General features: G+C 70.3%; 17 protein-coding genes and 1 tRNA gene. 11 read left to right on the forward strand and 7 right to left on the reverse strand.

Translation table 11 applies throughout. The annotated features are described in order from the left end of the window. Positions 1-255 precede the first annotated feature (255 nt). Positions 256-1,953, forward strand: a complete 1,698-nt coding sequence (locus tag LCD33_RS08180) for a transcriptional regulator (protein WP_224977679.1) — start codon at positions 256-258, stop codon at positions 1,951-1,953. On the opposite strand, the gene LCD33_RS08185 is transcribed toward LCD33_RS08180, so the two are convergent. The 3 genes from LCD33_RS08185 to LCD33_RS08195 all read right to left on the reverse strand — a co-directional run bounded on the left by LCD33_RS08185 (position 1,928) and on the right by LCD33_RS08195 (position 4,354). Next, positions 1,928-2,272, reverse strand: a complete 345-nt coding sequence (locus tag LCD33_RS08185; protein WP_224977680.1) for a signal peptidase I — start codon at positions 2,270-2,272, stop codon at positions 1,928-1,930. The genes LCD33_RS08180 and LCD33_RS08185 overlap by 26 nt on opposite strands. After that, positions 2,272-3,834, reverse strand: a complete 1,563-nt coding sequence (locus LCD33_RS08190) for a transcriptional regulator (RefSeq protein WP_224977681.1) — start codon at positions 3,832-3,834, stop codon at positions 2,272-2,274. The genes LCD33_RS08185 and LCD33_RS08190 overlap by 1 nt, the downstream gene beginning before the upstream one ends. A gap of 139 nt (positions 3,835-3,973) precedes the next feature. Further along, complete coding sequence (locus LCD33_RS08195) at positions 3,974-4,354, reverse strand: XRE family transcriptional regulator (RefSeq protein ID WP_224977682.1); 381 nt, start codon at positions 4,352-4,354, stop codon at positions 3,974-3,976. Between the two features lie 160 nt (positions 4,355-4,514). On the opposite strand from LCD33_RS08195, the gene LCD33_RS08200 reads away from it, so the two are divergent. From LCD33_RS08200 to LCD33_RS08230, 7 genes are read left to right on the forward strand one after another with little or no spacing between them, the layout of a single operon-like run. Further along, positions 4,515-4,721, forward strand: a complete 207-nt coding sequence (locus LCD33_RS08200) for a helix-turn-helix domain-containing protein (protein WP_224977685.1) — start codon at positions 4,515-4,517, stop codon at positions 4,719-4,721. Then, positions 4,718-5,059, forward strand: a complete 342-nt coding sequence (locus tag LCD33_RS08205) for a WhiB family transcriptional regulator (RefSeq protein ID WP_224977686.1) — start codon at positions 4,718-4,720, stop codon at positions 5,057-5,059. Before LCD33_RS08200 ends, LCD33_RS08205 begins: the two co-directional genes overlap by 4 nt. A gap of 2 nt (positions 5,060-5,061) precedes the next feature. Further along, complete coding sequence (locus LCD33_RS08210) at positions 5,062-5,388, forward strand: hypothetical protein (RefSeq protein WP_224977687.1); 327 nt, start codon at positions 5,062-5,064, stop codon at positions 5,386-5,388. After that, a complete protein-coding gene (locus LCD33_RS08215; protein WP_224967028.1) occupies positions 5,385-6,050 on the forward strand; it encodes a hypothetical protein in 666 nt (221 codons plus the stop codon). Before LCD33_RS08210 ends, LCD33_RS08215 begins: the two co-directional genes overlap by 4 nt. Beyond that, positions 6,047-8,158, forward strand: a complete 2,112-nt coding sequence (locus LCD33_RS08220) for an FtsK/SpoIIIE domain-containing protein (protein ID WP_224967027.1) — start codon at positions 6,047-6,049, stop codon at positions 8,156-8,158. The genes LCD33_RS08215 and LCD33_RS08220 overlap by 4 nt, the downstream gene beginning before the upstream one ends. Further along, positions 8,155-8,316, forward strand: coding sequence for a hypothetical protein (locus LCD33_RS08225; RefSeq protein ID WP_224967026.1), 162 nt, complete (start codon positions 8,155-8,157; stop codon positions 8,314-8,316). Before LCD33_RS08220 ends, LCD33_RS08225 begins: the two co-directional genes overlap by 4 nt. 25 nt (positions 8,317-8,341) lie before the next feature. Beyond that, positions 8,342-10,069, forward strand: coding sequence for a recombinase family protein (locus LCD33_RS08230; RefSeq protein ID WP_224977702.1), 1,728 nt, complete (start codon positions 8,342-8,344; stop codon positions 10,067-10,069). On the opposite strand, the gene LCD33_RS08235 is transcribed toward LCD33_RS08230, so the two are convergent. After that, positions 10,051-10,136 (reverse strand) — tRNA-Leu (locus LCD33_RS08235). The two genes, LCD33_RS08230 and LCD33_RS08235, sit on opposite strands and share 19 nt — an antisense overlap. Positions 10,137-10,267: 131 nt before the next feature. Between LCD33_RS08235 and LCD33_RS08240 the strand changes: the two genes are divergently transcribed. Next, entirely contained in the window at positions 10,268-11,608 is a 1,341-nt protein-coding gene (locus LCD33_RS08240) for a M20/M25/M40 family metallo-hydrolase (RefSeq protein ID WP_224955785.1), read from the forward strand. Between the two features lie 329 nt (positions 11,609-11,937). Here LCD33_RS08240 and LCD33_RS08245 read toward each other — a convergent pair whose 3' ends face one another. After that, positions 11,938-12,894 carry an SDR family NAD(P)-dependent oxidoreductase gene (locus tag LCD33_RS08245; RefSeq protein ID WP_224955767.1) on the reverse strand — a complete coding sequence of 319 codons (957 nt, stop codon included), beginning with the start codon at positions 12,892-12,894 and terminating at the stop codon, positions 11,938-11,940. A gap of 217 nt (positions 12,895-13,111) precedes the next feature. Between LCD33_RS08245 and LCD33_RS08250 the strand changes: the two genes are divergently transcribed. Both LCD33_RS08250 and LCD33_RS08255 read left to right on the forward strand, forming a co-directional pair. Then, positions 13,112-13,681: a TetR/AcrR family transcriptional regulator gene (locus LCD33_RS08250; protein ID WP_224955766.1), complete on the forward strand. Its 570-nt coding sequence runs from the start codon at positions 13,112-13,114 to the stop codon at positions 13,679-13,681. A 280-nt stretch (positions 13,682-13,961) separates the two neighbouring features. Further along, a complete protein-coding gene (locus LCD33_RS08255; RefSeq protein WP_224955765.1) occupies positions 13,962-14,225 on the forward strand; it encodes a hypothetical protein in 264 nt (87 codons plus the stop codon). A gap of 16 nt (positions 14,226-14,241) precedes the next feature. On the opposite strand, the gene LCD33_RS08260 is transcribed toward LCD33_RS08255, so the two are convergent. Then, the gene (locus LCD33_RS08260; protein ID WP_224977688.1) at positions 14,242-16,275 is read right to left on the reverse strand and encodes a hypothetical protein; all 2,034 of its coding nucleotides are present in this window, start codon (positions 16,273-16,275) and stop codon (positions 14,242-14,244) included. A 39-nt stretch (positions 16,276-16,314) separates the two neighbouring features. Then, on the reverse strand, positions 16,315-17,556 hold the full coding sequence (locus LCD33_RS08265) for an acetyl-CoA carboxylase biotin carboxylase subunit family protein (RefSeq protein WP_224955763.1): 1,242 nt from the start codon (positions 17,554-17,556) through the stop codon (positions 16,315-16,317). Positions 17,557-17,868 lie beyond the last annotated feature (312 nt).

A 17,868-nucleotide genomic window follows, 5' to 3' on the forward strand; every position in this document is an offset into this window, starting at 1 on the left:
TTTGTGGCTGTTCGGTGGCTGTGCGGGGGGGGGCGTGTGGTGGTGTGTGTGTTGGCGCGCCCGCCCGGCGGGCCCGGCGGGTCCGGCGGCGGCGCGAGGGAGGCGGAAGGGGCCGCTGCCGGACAGTCGGGTGGACCGTGGGTGTTCGGTCCGTGTCACACTGAAATCAGCTTGTTGCTGTCGAAATCAGGGCGGAACGACTTCGGGGTGACTTGCGGACGACACGGGGCGGCCTCTTCGGGGAGGGGATCGGCGGTGTGGAGCTACCGGACGGTGCTCGAACAGCGGATACGTGCGCGGCGGCAGACGTTGGAGGAGTTCGCCGAGTACGTGGAGGCGTTCGCGCGGGAGCACGGTGAGGCGGGCACGCTGGGGGTGCGGCACCTGCAACGGCTCGTCGCCGGGCGCGGCGCTCGTGGGAAGCCACTCGGACCGGTGCGGCCAGCTACGGCGCGGCTGCTGGAACGGATCTTCGGCGACAGCATCGAGGCACTGCTCAGCGAACCCGCGCCATGCCCAGCCGCCTCGGAGACAGCTTCAGCGACGGACCACAGCGAAGGACACCCGACCGGCCCGCGCCGGGCACCGGCGGAACCGGGCGCCGGGACAGAACCGCCCCGCACAGCCAGGACGGAACCACCGACGACCAAGACAGTGCCGTCCGAAGGTCTCCTCTCCGCCGTCGACTGGCTCGATCAGCACTCCGGGCGGACAGCCGGGACCACCAAGGGAAAGGTGCTATCCCGGCTATCCCGGCTGAACGTGGGAGACCTGCTCGACCGGAACGCCCGCCGCTCACGAGTGGCACGGACCGCGGTCGCCGACGCTCTCGCCGAGTACTACGGGGACGGCGTCACCAACGGGCATTCGGTCTACCGGGCGAGAACTGACGGCCGTGAGTTCGGCACCAGCCTTCTCACCTGGCCGGACTGGACCGGGCTGGGAATCCCGCTCGATCTGGAACGCGACATGCTGGCGTTGGCCGAACGGCATTCAGCCCCAGCGGCACAGCCGATCGACACCAGGAAGGCGCTGCACCGGCTCGCCGAAGCCACCGCGCTCGGCGTGCGCATGACCAACGCCCCGCTGTACCGACTGCACGATGTCGACTTCACCGACGACACCGTGAACGGTTCGCTGGGCCTCGCCCCGTTCGCCGGATACGCGCTCACCTCGGATCTCCTCGAAGGCGAGTTGCTGGACGCGATCAGCCGGGGGAAACCGATCCGGCCCGGCGAGTTACCGCTTCGGGACGAGCACCTGCCGAACCTGTCCGGGGTCCTCGATCTGAGGGCGCGGAACTGCGTCGGCGGAGTCCTGGCGCTCTGCGCGATCGCGCGACCGGCCGACCCGTACCGGGGTCCGGCGGACTTCGCGCTGCTCGTCCAGGAGCGCTCCGGCAACGTGCTCAACGCGACCGGTCAGCTCTCGGTGATCCCGAAGGGATTCCACCAGCCGTTGAAGGAAGCGCGCGCGGAAACGCGGATCGGTTCGACGCTGTTCCGGGAACTCGAAGAGGAGCTGTTCGGCCGCCCCGAAGTCGACGGAACGTCGGGAACGCGCGTCGCCGCTCCGATGCACCAGAGCAGGCTTTCCGCCCCGATGCGCTGGCTGGTCGACGAACCCGGCCGCCTTCGCGCGGAGTGCACCGGTTTCGGCCTCAACCTGGTCAGCGGGAACTACGAGTTCGCGAGCCTGGTCGTCATCGAGGACGAGGAGTTCTGGACGCGGTTCGGCGGCGACATCGAAGCGAACTGGGAAGCGTCCGGGTTGCGCCTGTACTCCACGTTGGACCGCGAGCTGTTGAACGGGCTCATCGCGGACGAGACGTGGAGCAACGAAGGGCTCTTCGCGCTGCTTCAGGGACTCCGCAGGCTCAACGAGCAGGACGACCTGAGGCTGAACATCCCCGAGGTGACGACCACGTTCACGAAGTCGGCCAGCGAACGGTGATCACCACGGCGTCGGTCAGCGCCTCCCACTTGTGTTCGTGTCCTGGACCCCAGACCGCGTAGTCGCCCTGCTTCTCCAGCGTGATGCTGGTGTCCACGAGATCGAGCCGGAAGCGCCCGTGCACGAGCAGCAGCATCGTCGTGCGGTCGGCGTCGGATGCCCACTCCGTGCGCGCCTCGCCGGGTTCGTGGATGCCCCACTTCACTTCGGCGTCGGTGGAGTGCCGCACGTCGTCTTCGGGGCGGAAGTGGCCGAGCAGCCAGCCGCGGGTTTCCTGGCCGTCTTCGGCGGCGTTCCCGCTGTACCAGTTGTCGCCCACTAGCGAAGCTCCCATTCGATGTCCGGCAGGTTCACCCGCTCGCCGCCGAGGTCCGCGAGCCGCCGAAGTCCTTGCAACAGCGCGAACAATCCCTCGTTGCTCCACGCTACATCGCGCACCAGGTCGGCCAGCGCCTCGCCGTCGAGACTGGAGTACTGGCGCAGGTTCGACGCCTCCCAGTTCGCTTCGACCTGCCCGCCGAAGCGGTGCCAGAACTCCTCGTCCTCGACGACGATCAGGCCGGGGAACTCGAAGTTCCCGCTCACCAGGTTCAAGCCGAATCCGGTGCTCTCCATCCGCAGCCGGCCAGGTTCGTCGAGCAGCCAGCGCATCGGCTCGGTCAGCCTGCTCGGGTGCATCGGGTCGGCCTTGCGCTGGTCGCAGATCGTGCCGTCGATCTCCTCGCGGCCGAACAGCTCCTCTTCCATCTCGCGCCGCAGCGTCGCGCCGACCTGCGCATCCGAGCGCACATCGGTCAACGGCTGGTGGAAGCCCTTCGGCGTCACCGCCAAGCGGCGGGCCGCGTTCACGACGTGCCCGGAACGTTCCTGGACGAGCAGCAGGAAGTCCGCTTCGCCGCGCAGCGGACTCGCCGGGCGGGCGAACGCGCACAGCGCCAGCGTGCCGCCCGCGCAGATCCGCGCGGGCAGGTCGAGCACCGAGGTCACATCGGGCAGGTGGCGATCCCGCAGCGGCAACGAGCCCGGCTCCGCAGTCCGTCCGGCGGCGAGCGCGTCGACCAGTTCGCCTTCGAGCAGGTCCATCGTCAGCGCGTACTCGACGAACCGCGTCACGCCGAGCGCCCCGCCCACCTGGCCGCCCTCGAAGTCCACGCCGAGGAGCCGATACAGCGGCATGTCGACCATGCGGACGCCGAGCGTCAGCGTCTCCGCGAGCCGGTCGACGGCACGTGCCGCGGCCTCCTCGTCCAACGACAGTTCGGCGTCGGCCGCGATCGAAGCGCGAAGCCGGTCGTGGGCGGCGATCAGCGGTACCCGCAGGTCGAGCCAGTCGGGGTTGGTGAGGATGCTCGTCGCCGACTCGTGGTCGCCGTACCGCGCGCTGTAGAGGCCGTGGCCGTCCGGCCGGTTCGCGTAGTACTCGGCGAGGGCGTGCGCGATGTCGCGTTGGTTGACGCGACCGCGCTTCTTGCCCCGATCCTCCAGCGACCGCGCGTCGAGCTGGACCAGGCGGGCCGCGGTCTTCCGGCGGGCGGTGCCGGGCTCCCAGCCCGCGCGTTCGTCGATCCAGTCCAGCGCCGCGCCGATGTTCCGGTCGGCGCTCAGCCTGTCCTCGGCGTCGGTGGTCGCGGGGTCGCCTGCCGTGTCCGAGCTGGCGGTGAGCGCGGCGAAGCGGTCCTTCACCTGAGCGGCGGCCTGCTCCAACGTCGTGTCCAAGAGCTGTTGCATCTCGGACTTCGGGCGCAGGTCCGGTTTCTGGTGCCATCCGGCGACCGTGCGCACGCCGATTCCGAGGTGTTCGGCGAAGCCCTCATTGCTGAGCCGTAACGCCGCCTGCAAGGCGCACGCGGTCTCGCCGGTCCATCCACTGCTCAAGTCCACCGTTCAGCACTCCACGCATTCGTCGTGCATCGGTTCCGCACTGCTCCCGCACTGCAAGTGCGTCGAAGCCGCATGGGTCTCGGCGGCGATTCCCGGTGGAATCAATGGCATGGAAAACGGCACGAACACGAATTCCCCGCTACCGCTTCGGGCGCACATTCTCGGCCACCGCTCTCAGGTCGGTCTTCAGGTCGTCCAGGCGCTCGGTGATCTCGGCCAGGCGATCTTCGACGGCGTCCAGCCGGGACGCCAGCGGGTCGCCCCGGCCGGGGTCCTCGGCCTGCTCAGGCGGTGTGCGGCCGTGCAGCACGGCGTCCAAGTGCTGCGGGTGCCACCCGAGGGTGCTGGACAGGGACTCCAGCGTTCGCGCGCTCCGCCGGCGCTCCACCGTGTGGTGCTGGATCTCCCTGACGATCGCCTGTGAGACGCGCGATCGGTCTGCGAGTTCCCGTTGCCGCCATCCGAGCGCGTTGACGCGCTCGTTGATGGCCTTGGCGACTGCCGCCCAGTCTTCCGACACCTAATTCCTCCGCGCTCCGCCTCGGCGCCGAGGTTAACGGTTCTTCCCCCACTTCCCACCCGTGACACCGCACTCGTGGTGACGCGGCGAATCAACATGTCCCATTCTGCGCTGATTTCATCAGCATAATGATGAAATCATTAATCCAAGGGGATTTTTGATGCGTTCCGCACTTCGCACCGCCGACCGTTCGAGCTACACGATCCGGCAAGCCGCTTCGATCCTCGGCGTCGAGACGGCGACCGTCTCCCGCGCCGTCCGCGTCGGGAACCTGCGGGCCGTCCTCCAGCGGGGGCGACTCGTGGTCCCGGCCAGCTCCCTCACCCGGCTGCTCGGCGAGCCCGCCGAGAACGGGGGTGGCCGATGAGCACGCCGTTCAACGACCCCCGGCTGATCGAGATCGCTTGGCGGCTGGACCGGCTGCGCTGGGTGCCGACCGACTCCCTCGCCGACATCGTCGGCCGGGATGGCAACTGCCTGACCAGTGACCCGCACGACGAACCGCCCGCCGAAGCACTCACGGATCGGGAGTTCGCCGCCCGGCTCTGCGCGGGCTGCCCGGTTCAGGACGAGTGCCTGGAACTGGACCTGCGCACCGCGGGCGAGGACACCGCCGGGGTCTTCGGCGCACTGCCCGAGGACGACCGGCGCGACCTGCTCATGCACTGGCGCCAGCGCGGCGAACGCGCCGAAGGAGGTGACTGACCATGACGGCCCAACTGACCCCGGTGGAGATCCTGATCGGTGTCGCCGTGCTCGTCGCCCTGGTCGCGCTGCGGCGGGCCAGCGCGCGGGCCGCGAAGCGGACGCACGACGCCGCGCAGGTCGGGACGCGGGTGATGTCGCTCGCGAGCCGGGTGCTGCTCGGCGCGGCGGTGATCGTCGGCGTGCAGTGGATCGCGATCACCCACGCCGAGAACCGCGCCGTCCTCTGGGCGGTGCTCGCCGTTCCCGCGCTGCTCGCCGCCTACACCGTGACCAAGGCGCTGACCGTCACCGTCGAGACGCCACGCCGGAAGGGCGGGCGACGATGAACCGGCGGGACGTCGAGAGCGGTCGGCCCGCACCCGAGGCCGAGGCGATCGAGCGCACCAGGGCGCAGGTGGACCGGTTGTGCTGGACGGGAATCCTGCTGGGGCTCGCGTTCACCATGACCAACGTCCAGAGCTTCGCCGCCGCGGGCGCGGCCACCTGGTCGCTGCCGTGGTGGGCCGCGTGGCTGCTCGATCCGATGGTGTCGCTGGTGCTGCTCGCGGTGCTGCGGGCCGAGCAGGTCACTGCCCGCTACGGCATCCGCACCGGTGGGTGGGTGCGCGGGGCGAAGTGGTTCACGCTCGCCGCGACCTACGTCATGAACACCTGGCAGGCGTTCGCGGACGCCTCGGCGGCGCTGGTGGTGCTGCACTCGGTGCCGCCGCTGGTGGTGTTCGTCGCGGCCGAGGCGGTGACCGACCTCCGCGACAAGTTGGGCGAAGCCGCGCGGGGACCGGCCGTGAACGCCGGTGAACACCCTGCGCCGGACGAGGAGTCCACGCCGAAGCGGCGGGTGAGCTTCGACGAGTACTTGGACCGCGCCCGGTCGGCCTGGACGTCCGGAACGGACGTCACGCCCGCGTGGGTTCGGGAGGTCTCCGGGTGCTCGCGCGGGTTGTCGTCCCGGCTCGCCGCCACGCTCGCGGCGGAGGTGCGCGGATGAGCACCGGACATGTCGAACGCCACGTGTTCGAGGCGGACCTCGTCGACGACGTGCCGAAGCCGGGCCGTCGGCGCCGCTTCGCGGAGTGGTGGCGGCACTCCACGCACGTTCCCGCCGCGCTGCGTTCACGGGCAGCCGCGAAGAACGCCACAGTGGACGCGGCGCTGTTCCTGCTCGGCTCGCCGAAGGCGTTGCTCGGCGCGGTGTGGCGCGGCCTGGTGCTCGCCGTACGGGCGTGGCGCCGGTGGGTCCGCGTCGTGGACTACCGGGAAGCGGCCGAGCAGTCCGAGAAGCTGGCGGACAAGTTCATCGAGATCCGTGAACTCACCTTGTTCCGCTGGAAGCTCACGGGCACCGTCGCGCTGTTCACGGCTTCGGCGCTGCTGGTGGCCGATCTGTGCTTCGGGTCGGTGGCGCTGTGGTGCGCGGGCGGGGTCGCGGCGGTCGCGCTCGCCGTCGCCGGTCGGCGGAAGGAAGGCGTGCCGGGCCGCAAGTCCGTGCTGTCCGGTCCGCGGTCGTTCGCGTGGACGATGGAACCGCAGGTGCTCATCGACGCCTTCCGAGACGCGAAGCTGATCGGCAAGGACGAATCGCTGCGCCTGGTCGAACGCGCGGCGCGGGCGGGCGACGGCTGGGCGATCACCGTGGACCTCCCGGCCACTCGCAAGGCCGCCGATGCGATCAAGAACCGGGAGGCGTTGGCCTCGGCCCTGGCGGTCGACGAGGTTCAGCTCATCGTCGAGCGGGTGCGCGGCCGTGGCGGGCACGCGGGCCGGGTCTTCCTGTGGGTGGCGGATGAAGACCCCTACGCCGGTCCGCCCGTTCGGTTCCCGTTGCTCGACGCGGAGTGGTGGGACGCCTGGCGGCCCGTCCCGTTCGGGGTGGACGCGCGGAACCGGCGGATCGACCTGCCGTTGGTGTGGACCTCGCTACTGGTCGGGGCGATCCCGCGCCAGGGCAAGACCTCCGCGGTGCGGGTCCCGGCCGCCGGGCTCGTCCTCGACCCGCACACCCGGCTCTACGTCTTCGACGGCAAGGGCGGAAAGGACTGGGAGGCCGCCGAAGCGGTCGCGCACCGCTTCGTCTGCGGCGACGAGATCGAGCACACCAACGCCGTCCGCGACCACTTGGCCGAGCTCGTCGCCGAGGTGCAGAGCCGCTACGCGCGGATGTCCAAACTGGACGACGAGATCTGCCCGGAATCGAAGATAACCCCTGCCATATCGAGAGATTCGACGCTCGGAATGCCGCTCACCGCCGTCATCATCGATGAGGTCCAGGTGTACTTGGAGAACCCGGAACGGGAGGACGTGGGCGGGCGCAAGACCACGCTCGGCGGGTACATCGCGGACCTGCTGACCTACCTCGCCCGTAAGGGGCCGGCGGTCGGCGTGGTGGTCATCCTCGCCACCCAGCGGCCGGACTCGAACACGATCCCGTCCCGGCTGCGCGCGGTGCTCGGGTCCCGGTTCGCGCTGCGGGTGATGGACTGGCGGGACTCCAACATCGTGCTCGGCGAACAGATGAACACCCGGGGGTTCGACGCCTCGACCTTGCTCACGCACCACAAGGGAGTCGGGATCCTCCGTCCGGACGGCGACACCGACGCGGGCGAGGAGACGTTGGCGCTGACCGTGCGGACCTTCTACCTGCTCAACGCGGAGTGGCGGTCCCTCTGCCAGCGCGGCCGGGCGCTCCGCGAAGCCGCCGGGACGCTCACCGGGCACGCCAGCGGCGACGACGTGCACCGGGCCGTCGACGAATCCGCGGTGGTGAAGGCGCTCGGTGCCGGGGTCGCTCGCACGCCCGTCCCGGAGGATCTGCCCGAACCGCTCGCCGCCGTGTGCCACCACCTCGGTTCCGGGCTCGACGAACGGGACTTCGTGCCCTCCGCCGAGCTGACCGCCGCGCTCGACGTGGTGCCCGGCATCTTCGCGCAGCAGATGGGCGAGCTCGGGTGCCGCCCCACCCGCAACCGGATTGCGGGCGACAACGGCGAGACCCGGCGGGTCCGCGGGTACTTCACCACCGATATCCGCGCGGCCGTCCAGCGCTTCGCGACTGATGAAATCGGCTCTGAGGCGCAGCATGAGGGTGAGAGTGGGTGACCAGCGACGATGACCGCGACGAAGGGATCACTGTGCACCTCCCCGTCGAACTTCCGGATCTCACCCCGCAGACCTGCCGCGCACTGCTTGCCATACTGGTCGAACTAACGGAGACAAAGGCCCTGTACGGGGCCGAGGGAGGTGACCAGCTTGACTGATGAAATCGGCTCGCATCCGCTGGCCGTGCTTGACGACTTGCTCGGCGTCGAGGTCGCGGGCGCCGTCGATGACGGGATCGGGCCTGTGGCGTTCTACGGGCGGTGCTCGACGGAGGACAACCAGGACCCGGAGACCTCGCACGGCTGGCAGCTCGGGAACGCTCAGAAGTTCGTCGAGCCGCTGGGCGGCGTGGTCGACGCCGAGTACTTCGACGTCGGCCAATCGCGATCCGTGCCGTGGGAGCGGCGCGAAGCCGCCTCCCAGCTGCTCGCCGCGTTGAAGGACCCGAACCGGCAGTGGAAAGCCGTGGTCGTCGGGGAAGGTACGCGGTGCTGGTTCGGCAACCAGTTCTCGTTGATCGCGCCGAAGTTCGCCGCCTACGGGGTGGAGCTGTGGGTTCCGGAGCTGGGCGGCAGGTTCGACGAGCGCAACCCGTCGCACAAGATGCTGATGAGCGTGCTCGGCGGGATGAGCGAGTCCGAGCGTCAGCACGTGCAAGCCCGCGTCCGGGCCGCGATGGACGCACAGGTCCTCAACGAAGGACGTCACCAAGGCGGACGAGCACCGTACGGGTACGTGGCCGCCGACGGCGGCCCGCATCCCAATCCGCGCAAGGCGGCCGAGGGGTACCGGTTGAAGGTGCTCGCCGTTGACGAGGCCGCGGCCGACGCGGTCCGCCGCATCTTCCGCGACTACCTCAACGACATGGGTGATCGGGCGATCGCGAATGCGCTCAACCGGGACGGCGTTCCGTGCCCGTCCGCGAAGCGCCCGGATCAGAACCGGCACCGGCTCGCCGATGGGTGGCAGGCCAGTACCGTGCGCGCCATCTTGGAGAACCCGCGGTACACCGGATACGCCATTTTCGGCCGGTGGACCAAGCACGAAACCCTTCTCGATCCCGATGATGTGGCGGCCGGGAACGTCACGCGGTTCCGTCGTTCGAGCCCGGATCGCATCGTGCGTTCGCGGAAACCGGCGCATCCGGAGATCGTGTCCGTCGAGGAGTTCACGCAAGCCCAGCTCCTTCGCCGCTCCCGCTCGGCGGGTGGGAACCGGGGAATCGCGAAGCTGGAGCGCACTCGCGACAAGGGCACTCGCCGATACCTGCTTCGGGGGATGGCGCGGTGCGGGTTCTGCGGTCGCAAGATGCACGGCGCGGTGATCCGCAAGCACGAGACCTATTACCGGTGCCTCGCGCGGTCGCTCGCACCCGGTTCGGAAGCACTCGCCGAGCACCCGAGAACGGTGAACCTGCGGGAAGCGGACGTGCTCGAACCGCTCAACACCTGGATCGGGCGTCTGTTCGCCCCGGCGAACGTGGATCGGACCGTGGCCGCCCTGCTGGGGTCGCAGGCCGAGCCCAGCACCAGGAGCGGCCCAAAGGACGCGTTGAAGAAGAAGTTGACCGACGCCACCACGCGCCTGCGCCGCTTGCAAGCCGCCGTCGAAGCGGGAGCGGACCCGGCGGCCCTGATCGACGCGATCAACACGGCACAAGCCGAACGAGCAGCCGCACAAGCCGAGCTGGACGGTGCGCCGGACGCGCGGACGCTGACCGACGGGGAGATCTACGCGATGATCGATGCGCTCGGGGACGTGGGATCCGCCTTGGCGGACGGCAAGCCGGAGACCCTGAGCAAGGTCTACGACAGCCTGCAACTCCGCTTAAAGTACGAACCACACGCGCGAGTCGTAGAAGCTACGATCTCGCCACGTGTGGTTAGCGTGCGTGTCCGAGGGGGGACTTGAACCCCCACGCCCATTAATAGGGCACTAGCACCTCAAGCTAGCGCGTCTGCCATTCCGCCACTCGGACGCCTCAGTGCCGCCTGTGGTTCTCGGCGGCTCCGTTCTGTTGTGACACTAGATTAGCTGATCGATTTCAGGGCTTGGGACCCACCCCCCTGTAGGGGTTCGGAGTGATAGAAAGGCCTGGTGAACGAGCACATGGAGACCGCTGCGGACGATCATGGCGCGGGCCTGCGGGTGGCCGAGGACGAGGTCGTCGAGCTGGCGAGCGAACTGATCCGGATCGATACGACGAACACGGGCGATCCGGCGACGCTCGCGGGTGAGCGGGTGGCCGCCGAGTACGTCGCGGGCAAGCTGGCGGAGGTCGGCTACGAGACGACCTACGTGGAGTCTGGGGACCACCCGGGTCGCGGGAACGTGATCGCGCGGCTGCCGGGGTCGGGCTCGGATCGGGGCGGGTTGCTGGTGCACGGGCACTTGGACGTGGTGCCCGCGGACGCCTCGGAGTGGTCGGTGCACCCGTTCTCGGGGGCGGTGCAGGACGGCTACGTGTGGGGCCGCGGCGCGGTCGACATGAAGGACATGCTGGCGATGAGCCTCGCCGTCGCCCGCCGCTTCAAGCGCGATGGAATCACTCCGAAGCGTGACATCGTGTTCGCGTTCCTCGCGGACGAGGAGGCCGGCGGGCTGCAGGGCGCGCAGTGGCTGGCGGATCACCGCCCGGAGCTGTTCGAGGGCTGCACCGAGGCGATCAGCGAGGTCGGTGGCTACTCGGTGACCTTCCAGGACGGGGTGCGCGCCTACCTGGTGCAGACCGCGGAGAAGGGCATCCGCTGGCTGAAGCTGCGGACCCGCGCGCGGGCCGGCCACGGGTCGATGGTGCACGAGGACAACGCGGTCACGCAGCTGGCCGAGGCGGTCGCGAAGCTGGGCCGGCACCGGTTCCCGCTGGTGCTCAACGATTCGGTGCGCGAGTTCCTCGACGGTGTCACCGAGCTCACCGGCTGGGACTTCCCGGCCGACGACCTGGACGGGTCGGTGGCGAAGCTGGGCAACCTGTCGCGGATCGTGGGGGCGACGCTGCGCGACACCGCGAACCCGACGATGCTCACCGCCGGCTACAAGCACAACGTGATCCCGTCGGTCGCCGAAGCCGCGGTGGACTGCCGGATCCTGCCGGGCCGCGAGGAGGCGTTCGACCGGGAGCTCGCCGAGCTGCTGGGCCCGGACGTCGAGCGGGAATGGGTGGGGCTGCCCCCGGTCGAGACGAAGTTCGAAGGCCGCCTGGTGGACAAGATGAGCTCCTCGCTGATCGCCGAGGACCCGGCGGCGAAGACGTTGCCCTACATGATGTCCGGGGGCACGGACGCGAAGTCCTTCAGCAGGCTCGGCATGAACTGCTACGGCTTCGCGCCGCTGCGGCTGCCCGCCGAACTCGACTTCAGCGCCCTGTTCCACGGCGTCGACGAGCGGGTCCCGGTGGAGGCGCTGCGGTTCGGCGTCCGCGTCCTCGACCGGTTCCTGCAGGAGGCGTGACACCACGCCGCCGCCGCCCCCCGGAACCGACCCGGGGCCCGGGCGGGGGGGGCCGTGGCCGGGGTTCGGGGGGGGGGTTCCGGTGTTAGGGGGGCCGGGGGGGGGGGGGGGGGGGCCGGCGCCCGCCCCCCCCCCCCGCCCCCCCCGGCGGCGCCCCCCCCCCCCGCCGCGCCCCCCGCCCCCCCCCGGGGGCCGCGGCGGCCTGGTCCGATGCCGGTCTGACGGACGCGGGATCAGGATGTTCGGCGTCCTCGCTGTCCGTTCGTGCGGTCCGGGACGGCTGCACCGGCGACCGCAGGCTTGCTTCGCGGCAGGGTCGCGGAGGGGTGTCATGCGCCGATCGGCAGCTCGGGATCGGATGGGACGCCGGTGCTGGAGGCCGTGTACTTCCACAGCTCGCGGGCGAGCTCCGGATCCCGGGCGGCTGTTGAGCGGCGGGCGGGCCCGGCGGGTCCGCGCGTCTCGAACGGTCCGGTGGGGCCCACGTAGTCGCCGCCGTGCACCGGTCCGGTGGCCGCGAGGAGCTGGGGTGCGATCCCGGCGGCTACCGGTTGGGACAGGAGCCGGTCCGGGAGCACGAGCAAGCGAGCTCGCCAGGTGCCACCGCGGGTGAGGCTGTTGTTGAGCAGTTCCGACGCGGTCAGCCCCGGGTGGGCGGCGACCGACAGCACCGGGTCCCCGGTCAGCCGCAACAGCCGATCGAGCTCTGCGGCGAACAGCAGGTTCGCGAGCTTCGAGGCCCCGTAGGCGAGCGTGGGCGAGTAGCGCCGACGGTCCCAGTGCGGATCGGTGAGGTCGAGTCCACCGGTGCGATGACCGAGGCTCGACGTCGTCACCACCCGGGAGGGCAGCTCGGGGGCGCCCGCTGCCCGCAGTGCCGGCATCAGCAGCCAGGTGAACGCGGCCGGGCCCAGGTGGTTGGTCCCGATCTGCAGCTCGAACCCGTCGCGGGTTCGGTCGTGGGGGCCCAGCGACACGGCGGCGTTGTTGATCAGTACGTCGACCCGGTCTCCGGTGCGTTCCCGGACCTCCGCGGCGGCTGTGCGGACCGAGGCCAGATCGGCCAGGTCGAGCAGGACGGTCTCGGCCGAACCCCGGCCCCTGAGCCCGTTCCGCACCTGGTCGACGGCCGCCGCGCCGCGTTCGGCGTCGCGGGCGGTCATCAGGACGCGGGCGCCGGCCCTGGCTAGCACACCGGACAGGGCGAGGCCGAGTCCGGACGTCGTGCCGGTGACGACGATGGTGCGCCCCGTGAGGTCGGGGGGTGGTTCGTGCGGCTGTGCCATGGGAGCTCCTGTGCGGATGAGCGGGTTTGCGTGCGCCGGCCGATGCGAGGGGAGGACGGTCGCGGGCCGCACCGACACCTTCGCTTCCGGGTCCGATGTTCCCGGCGGAGCAGGATCGCTCGCGGCGCTCCGGCATCATCGGCGGACAACTTGTGTGACGGCGTCACATGAGTGACTGTTCCCCGTTCAGGTGACACTGTCAAGTAGGGTTGTCCTCGTGACCCGGGCTCAGACCGCCGCCGCAACTCGGCGCACCCTCGTCCTCGCCGCGTCCGAACTGCTCGACGAGGGCGGGCCCGATGCCGTGACCCTCCGCGCGGTGGGGGCCAGAGCCGGGGTCTCGCGCGGTGCGCCCTACGGGCACTTCAAGAACAAGGAGCACCTGCTGGCCGAGCTCGCCATCGGAGCCTGGAACTCCCTGGCCGACGAAGTGGAAGGACTGCGGGCGGATCCGGGCGTCGAACCGGCCGCGCGACTCGAACGAGCCGTGCTGGCGCTCATCGAAGTCGCCCGCCGGACACCGCACCGGTACGCGCTGATGTTCAGCACGTCGGCAGGTACCCCGGTGGCCGCCGAGGCGGCGAGCCGCTTGGAGACCGAATACCTCGCCCTCGTCGCCGATATCGTCGGCGAACCGGACGCCCGCCGCTACGGCGCTCTGCTGATGTCGAGCGCGCACGGCATCGCAGGAATGGAGCTCAGCGGACATCTGGCGAAGGACGGCTGGCACGTCAGCGTGGAGCAGCTCGTGCGCATGCTGATCGACGGCGTCCGACCCGGCACCTGATCGTCCTCGAACACGGATTTCCGGCTCCCCGCCCCGATTCCAGCGGCACTCCGAGGGACTTCGGGAGGTGGCGTGATCGGGGAGAGAAGGTAGCAGCGGCGGTCGACGAACGCGGTCATCCGCGCTCCGCGCCGCAGCACGCCGCCCGGCGCCGCTCGTTCGTCTTGGCCGGCGCAGTGCTGCCGGGTTCGTCCGGGGAACGCGGAACGTGCGGCAGGATGTCGGGTTTGTGCCTGATCGGCGCATGCCGGTGGGGGACGTCGGCTGGGACGATCGTGGCATGGGTGGTCTCAGGTCCGACCCGAAGCTCGTCACCGTGCTGGGGCGCGCCTTCCGGTGCCTGGTGTGCGACCACGGGTTGTTCTGGTCCCGCCAGGTGAAGCTGAGCACCACCTCCGCCAGCTCCTTCGACCTGGTGTGGGGAAACCGGTCCGCCACCGGGCTGATCTGCGCGCGCTGCGGATACGTGCACGAGTTCGCCGGGCGGGAACGTCCCGCGCTGTGGAACGCGAAGGTGGGGTATCCGGAGGGCGCCGAGTCGTAGTCCGAAGTGGACGGAGCTAGTGATCGCCGTGCGGTCCTTCCGAGGCCTGCAACGCGCCGGGGCGCAACCGGTCGCGGCCCCAGCTGCGCTCCAGGTAGCCGATGATCCGCTCGACGTCCTCGGCGGGGACGCGCTCGGGTTCGCCGCGTTCGAGCGGGTCGACGTGGAAGATGTAGATGCGGGAGGCGAACTGGTCGAACGGCAGCGACGCCTCCCCGAACCGCTCGCCGTGACCGGTGGTGGAGACGACCACGCCGTCGCCCCAGTCCTGCCCGCTGTCGTTGTTGGGGTTGAAGAAGTACACCCGCACGACGCCCTGCGGATCCGGCCCGACCCGCAGGATGGTGATCGCGTGCCAGCCGATGTAGCGCGCCGCGCTGTCGGTGACGGCGATCCCGGCCGGCTGCGGGTGGATCAGCGGCCGCCCGCCGTTGTAGCCGGGGTGGTAGCCCGCGTGGAACTGGCGCAGGAACTCGTCCAGGTCCACCAGGTTCCCGGTCGCCACGTCGACGTTGATCCAGAAGCCGCGCGCGGCCCACCAGCCGTGGAACTCGGGGTTGACCCAGCGGTGCGGGTCCCCGGGCCGGTCCGCGCAGCGCCGTCCCATCTCGGCGTAGATCCGGTCGAGGTGCGGCACCACGACGAGCGACACCGGGTCCAGGTCGATCGGCATGGCCTTGGCGACTCCGCCCGCGCTGTCCTTCGAGGACAGCGGGCTGCCCTCGAAATGCATGATGATCTCGTCGTCCCGGGCCGCCCACACGACGAGCTGCAGCAGGTAGTCCGGGTCGTTGTAGGCCCACATCGACAGCGCGCGGGCCGACTGGCAGGTCGGGTTGTCGCCCTGCCCGACGCCGAGCGGCTGGCCCAGCATCGAGATCACCCCCGCTACCAGCCGCGCTTCCGGGCTCGGCTCGTCGCCGAAGACCGCGGTCAGGCGTTGCCGGGCGGTGGGGGAGAGCTCCAGGGAGAGCTGGCGCCACAGCGCGGGCACCACCGGGGCCTCGTGCAGCACGCCGCGGTCGAGCAGCAGCGCGAGCCCGTAGACGCACTGCGCGGTCTGCGGGTGCACCGCCTCCTCGACCAGCCGGCGCACCACGTCGCGGTAGCGCATCAGGCACGTGCGGCCGATGTCGGACAGGCCCAGCGCCTCCGCGACGAGGTAGTCGTTGTCGCCGAGCAGGAACCGCAGCAGTTCGGCGTGGTACGGCGAGACCAGCCCGGTGTCGTGCATCGCCCGCGCGAACCCGCTGGCCTCGTACTGCAGGCCGCTGGTGTCCATCGCCTCCAGCCGCTCGCGGAACGCGGGGATCCCCGGATCGTCCCGGCACGCCTCGGTCGTGCCGAACAGGCTGGTGATCAGCCGGTCCAGGCCCTGCCCGGAGGTGGAGCCGAAGTCGACGTCCGGGTCGCTGCGGTAGACGGAGATCCGCGTGATCAGCGACTGCACCTGCTCGACCTGGATCGGCCGCTGGCGCAGGATCCGCCAGATCTCGTCGACGAGTTCGCCGAGCACGCTGTCGTAGCCGATGCCGTCGGCGAGGTACTGGAACAGGTCGCGGATCAGCTGCGCGTTGCGCCCCTGCCGGGCGCGCTCCGCTTCGTTGGGCGGGGTGAACAGCAGATCCAGGTTCATCGCCAGCACCTGGGAGAGGAACTGGTGGGCGTCGTCGGCGGAGAACGCGGGGTGGGCGTACTCGCCGCGCGCGATTGCGAGCAGCCGCAGCTCGCTGGTCGCCTCCAGCACCAGCGTGTCCGCGTTCTCGCAGCGGAGGCCGGGTCCGGCCAGCGCCGGGATGAGGATGGCGGGGGAGGCCCAGTCGGTGCCGTCGAACAACCCCGCCTCGTCCAGCGCCTGCGCACGGGCCTGGACCGCCGCCGCGCCGCCCGGTTGCCGGAGCACCCGCCGCAGCGCCTCCAGCACCCGGCGCAGCTTCGCCGGCTTCCCGAAGTCGCGGGTCCCGGACAGGGCGCGGACGGCGTCGTCGAGCGAGCCGACGCGCCGGTCCAGCGTCGTCGGCGCACCCTCGGCGTCGGCGGTCGGTTCCACGGGTCTCTCCCTGCGAGGCCTCCCGCGTGCGCGGAGACCTCAGACGTAGAAGTCGAGCTCTTCCTGCTGCTTCAACAGGTCTCGCATCCGGTGCGGGTCGTCACCGAAGAAGTACACCAGGCCCCAGTGGTTGCCGAACGCGGTCCGCTTGGTCACGGTCGCCTCCGGCGGGGCCGTCAGATCGTGGGACTCATAGTAGTCGTCGTCCTCGGTCTCCTCGGGCAGTCGCAGTTCGCTGACGACCCGCCGGCGCGGGTACACCCCGAAGCACCCGGCGACGCCGGTGGCGTCCACGACCTCGCGCGGGAAGAAGCCGTCGATCTCCTCCTCGGTCGTCTTCGGGTCGAAGGCCAGCGCCAGGCCCTGGTAGGCGTTGAACCCGTAGGCCCGCTCCAGCAGCTCGAAGACCCGGAAGCCCGGGGGCCGGTAGGCGACCTCGCCGAAGTACATCTCGCCGTCACTGGTGACGAAGTACTCGGGGTGCACGAAGCCGAACTCGATGTCGAACGCCTTGATCAGCTTCTCCACCTGTTCGGTGATCTGCGGCCGGAACCGCTCCAGCGCCGGCGTCGCCGGGACGAACACGGAGTACCCGAGCGTGACGTACTCGGAGATGTTCAGGAATTTGATCTTCCCGTGGTGGATCCACGCCTCGACGGCGAACTCCCAGCCGTCCAGGTGCGATTCCATCAGGACGGGGAACTCCTCGTCCGGGATGGCGTCGATCTCGTCCGGGGTGCGGATCACCCGGTGCCCGAGGCAGCCCGCCTTGTCGAAAGCCTTGATGTGGATCGGGTCGTTCGGGTCGCCGTCGAGCTTGAGCAGCGTCTGGTTGACCCGCTTGAGGAACCGGATCACGTCGTCCCGGTCGTGCGCCTCCTCGAAGATCCCCACCCGGATGCCGCCGAGCTGGGCGCGGCGCTTCATCAACGCCTTGTCCCGCAACAACATCGCCTGGCCGAGCAGCCGCGGGTTGTCCAGCAGCACCGAGTTGATCGCCCCGGCCCACTCCACGGTCTCCTCGAACAGCGGGATGGCCACGTCGACGCCGCGGTCCTGCAGCAGCTCGGCGATCTCCATCGAGCGGTCGTTGAGCCGTTCGAAGTTCCAGCGCAGGTATGGGATGTCGTGTTCGGCGCAGTACTCCTCCGCCCAGTCCGGTGCGACGACCACGTACCTCCGGTCGAACCGGTCGAGGGCTTCCACCGCGTTGAGGCTCCAGCCGAGGAGCGCTACGCAGCCCTTGTTCGGGTCCTTGGTGGCAGATTCGGGCTTCGGCATGGACCGTCCCTCCATCTGGGCTCGTCGAGTTTCCCGACGTGGCACAACGGTAGTCCCGAATTCCGCGCCGCCGAACCGGCGAACGTGTCCCGGTGCGGGGCCGTCCGGCGGATCGGGGTGCGGCGTGCGGCGGAATGCGGAGTGGTCCGCGCCGGGAACCGGGCTTCGGCGCCGGGACGCGGGGGCCGCAGCGGCGGGGTCGGCCACCGCGGGTCGCGCCGGTCGATCGTCCGGCGCGGATCCCGGCGGACGGCGGGTGCTCGGCGGCGGCCGGAGGGGTGCCGGGATCGCGCAGGCCTTCGCGGTCGCGGG

The sequence above is a fragment of the Saccharopolyspora sp. 7B genome (assembly GCF_020177435.1).
Taxonomy (GTDB): domain Bacteria; phylum Actinomycetota; class Actinomycetes; order Mycobacteriales; family Pseudonocardiaceae; genus Saccharopolyspora_C; species Saccharopolyspora_C gregorii.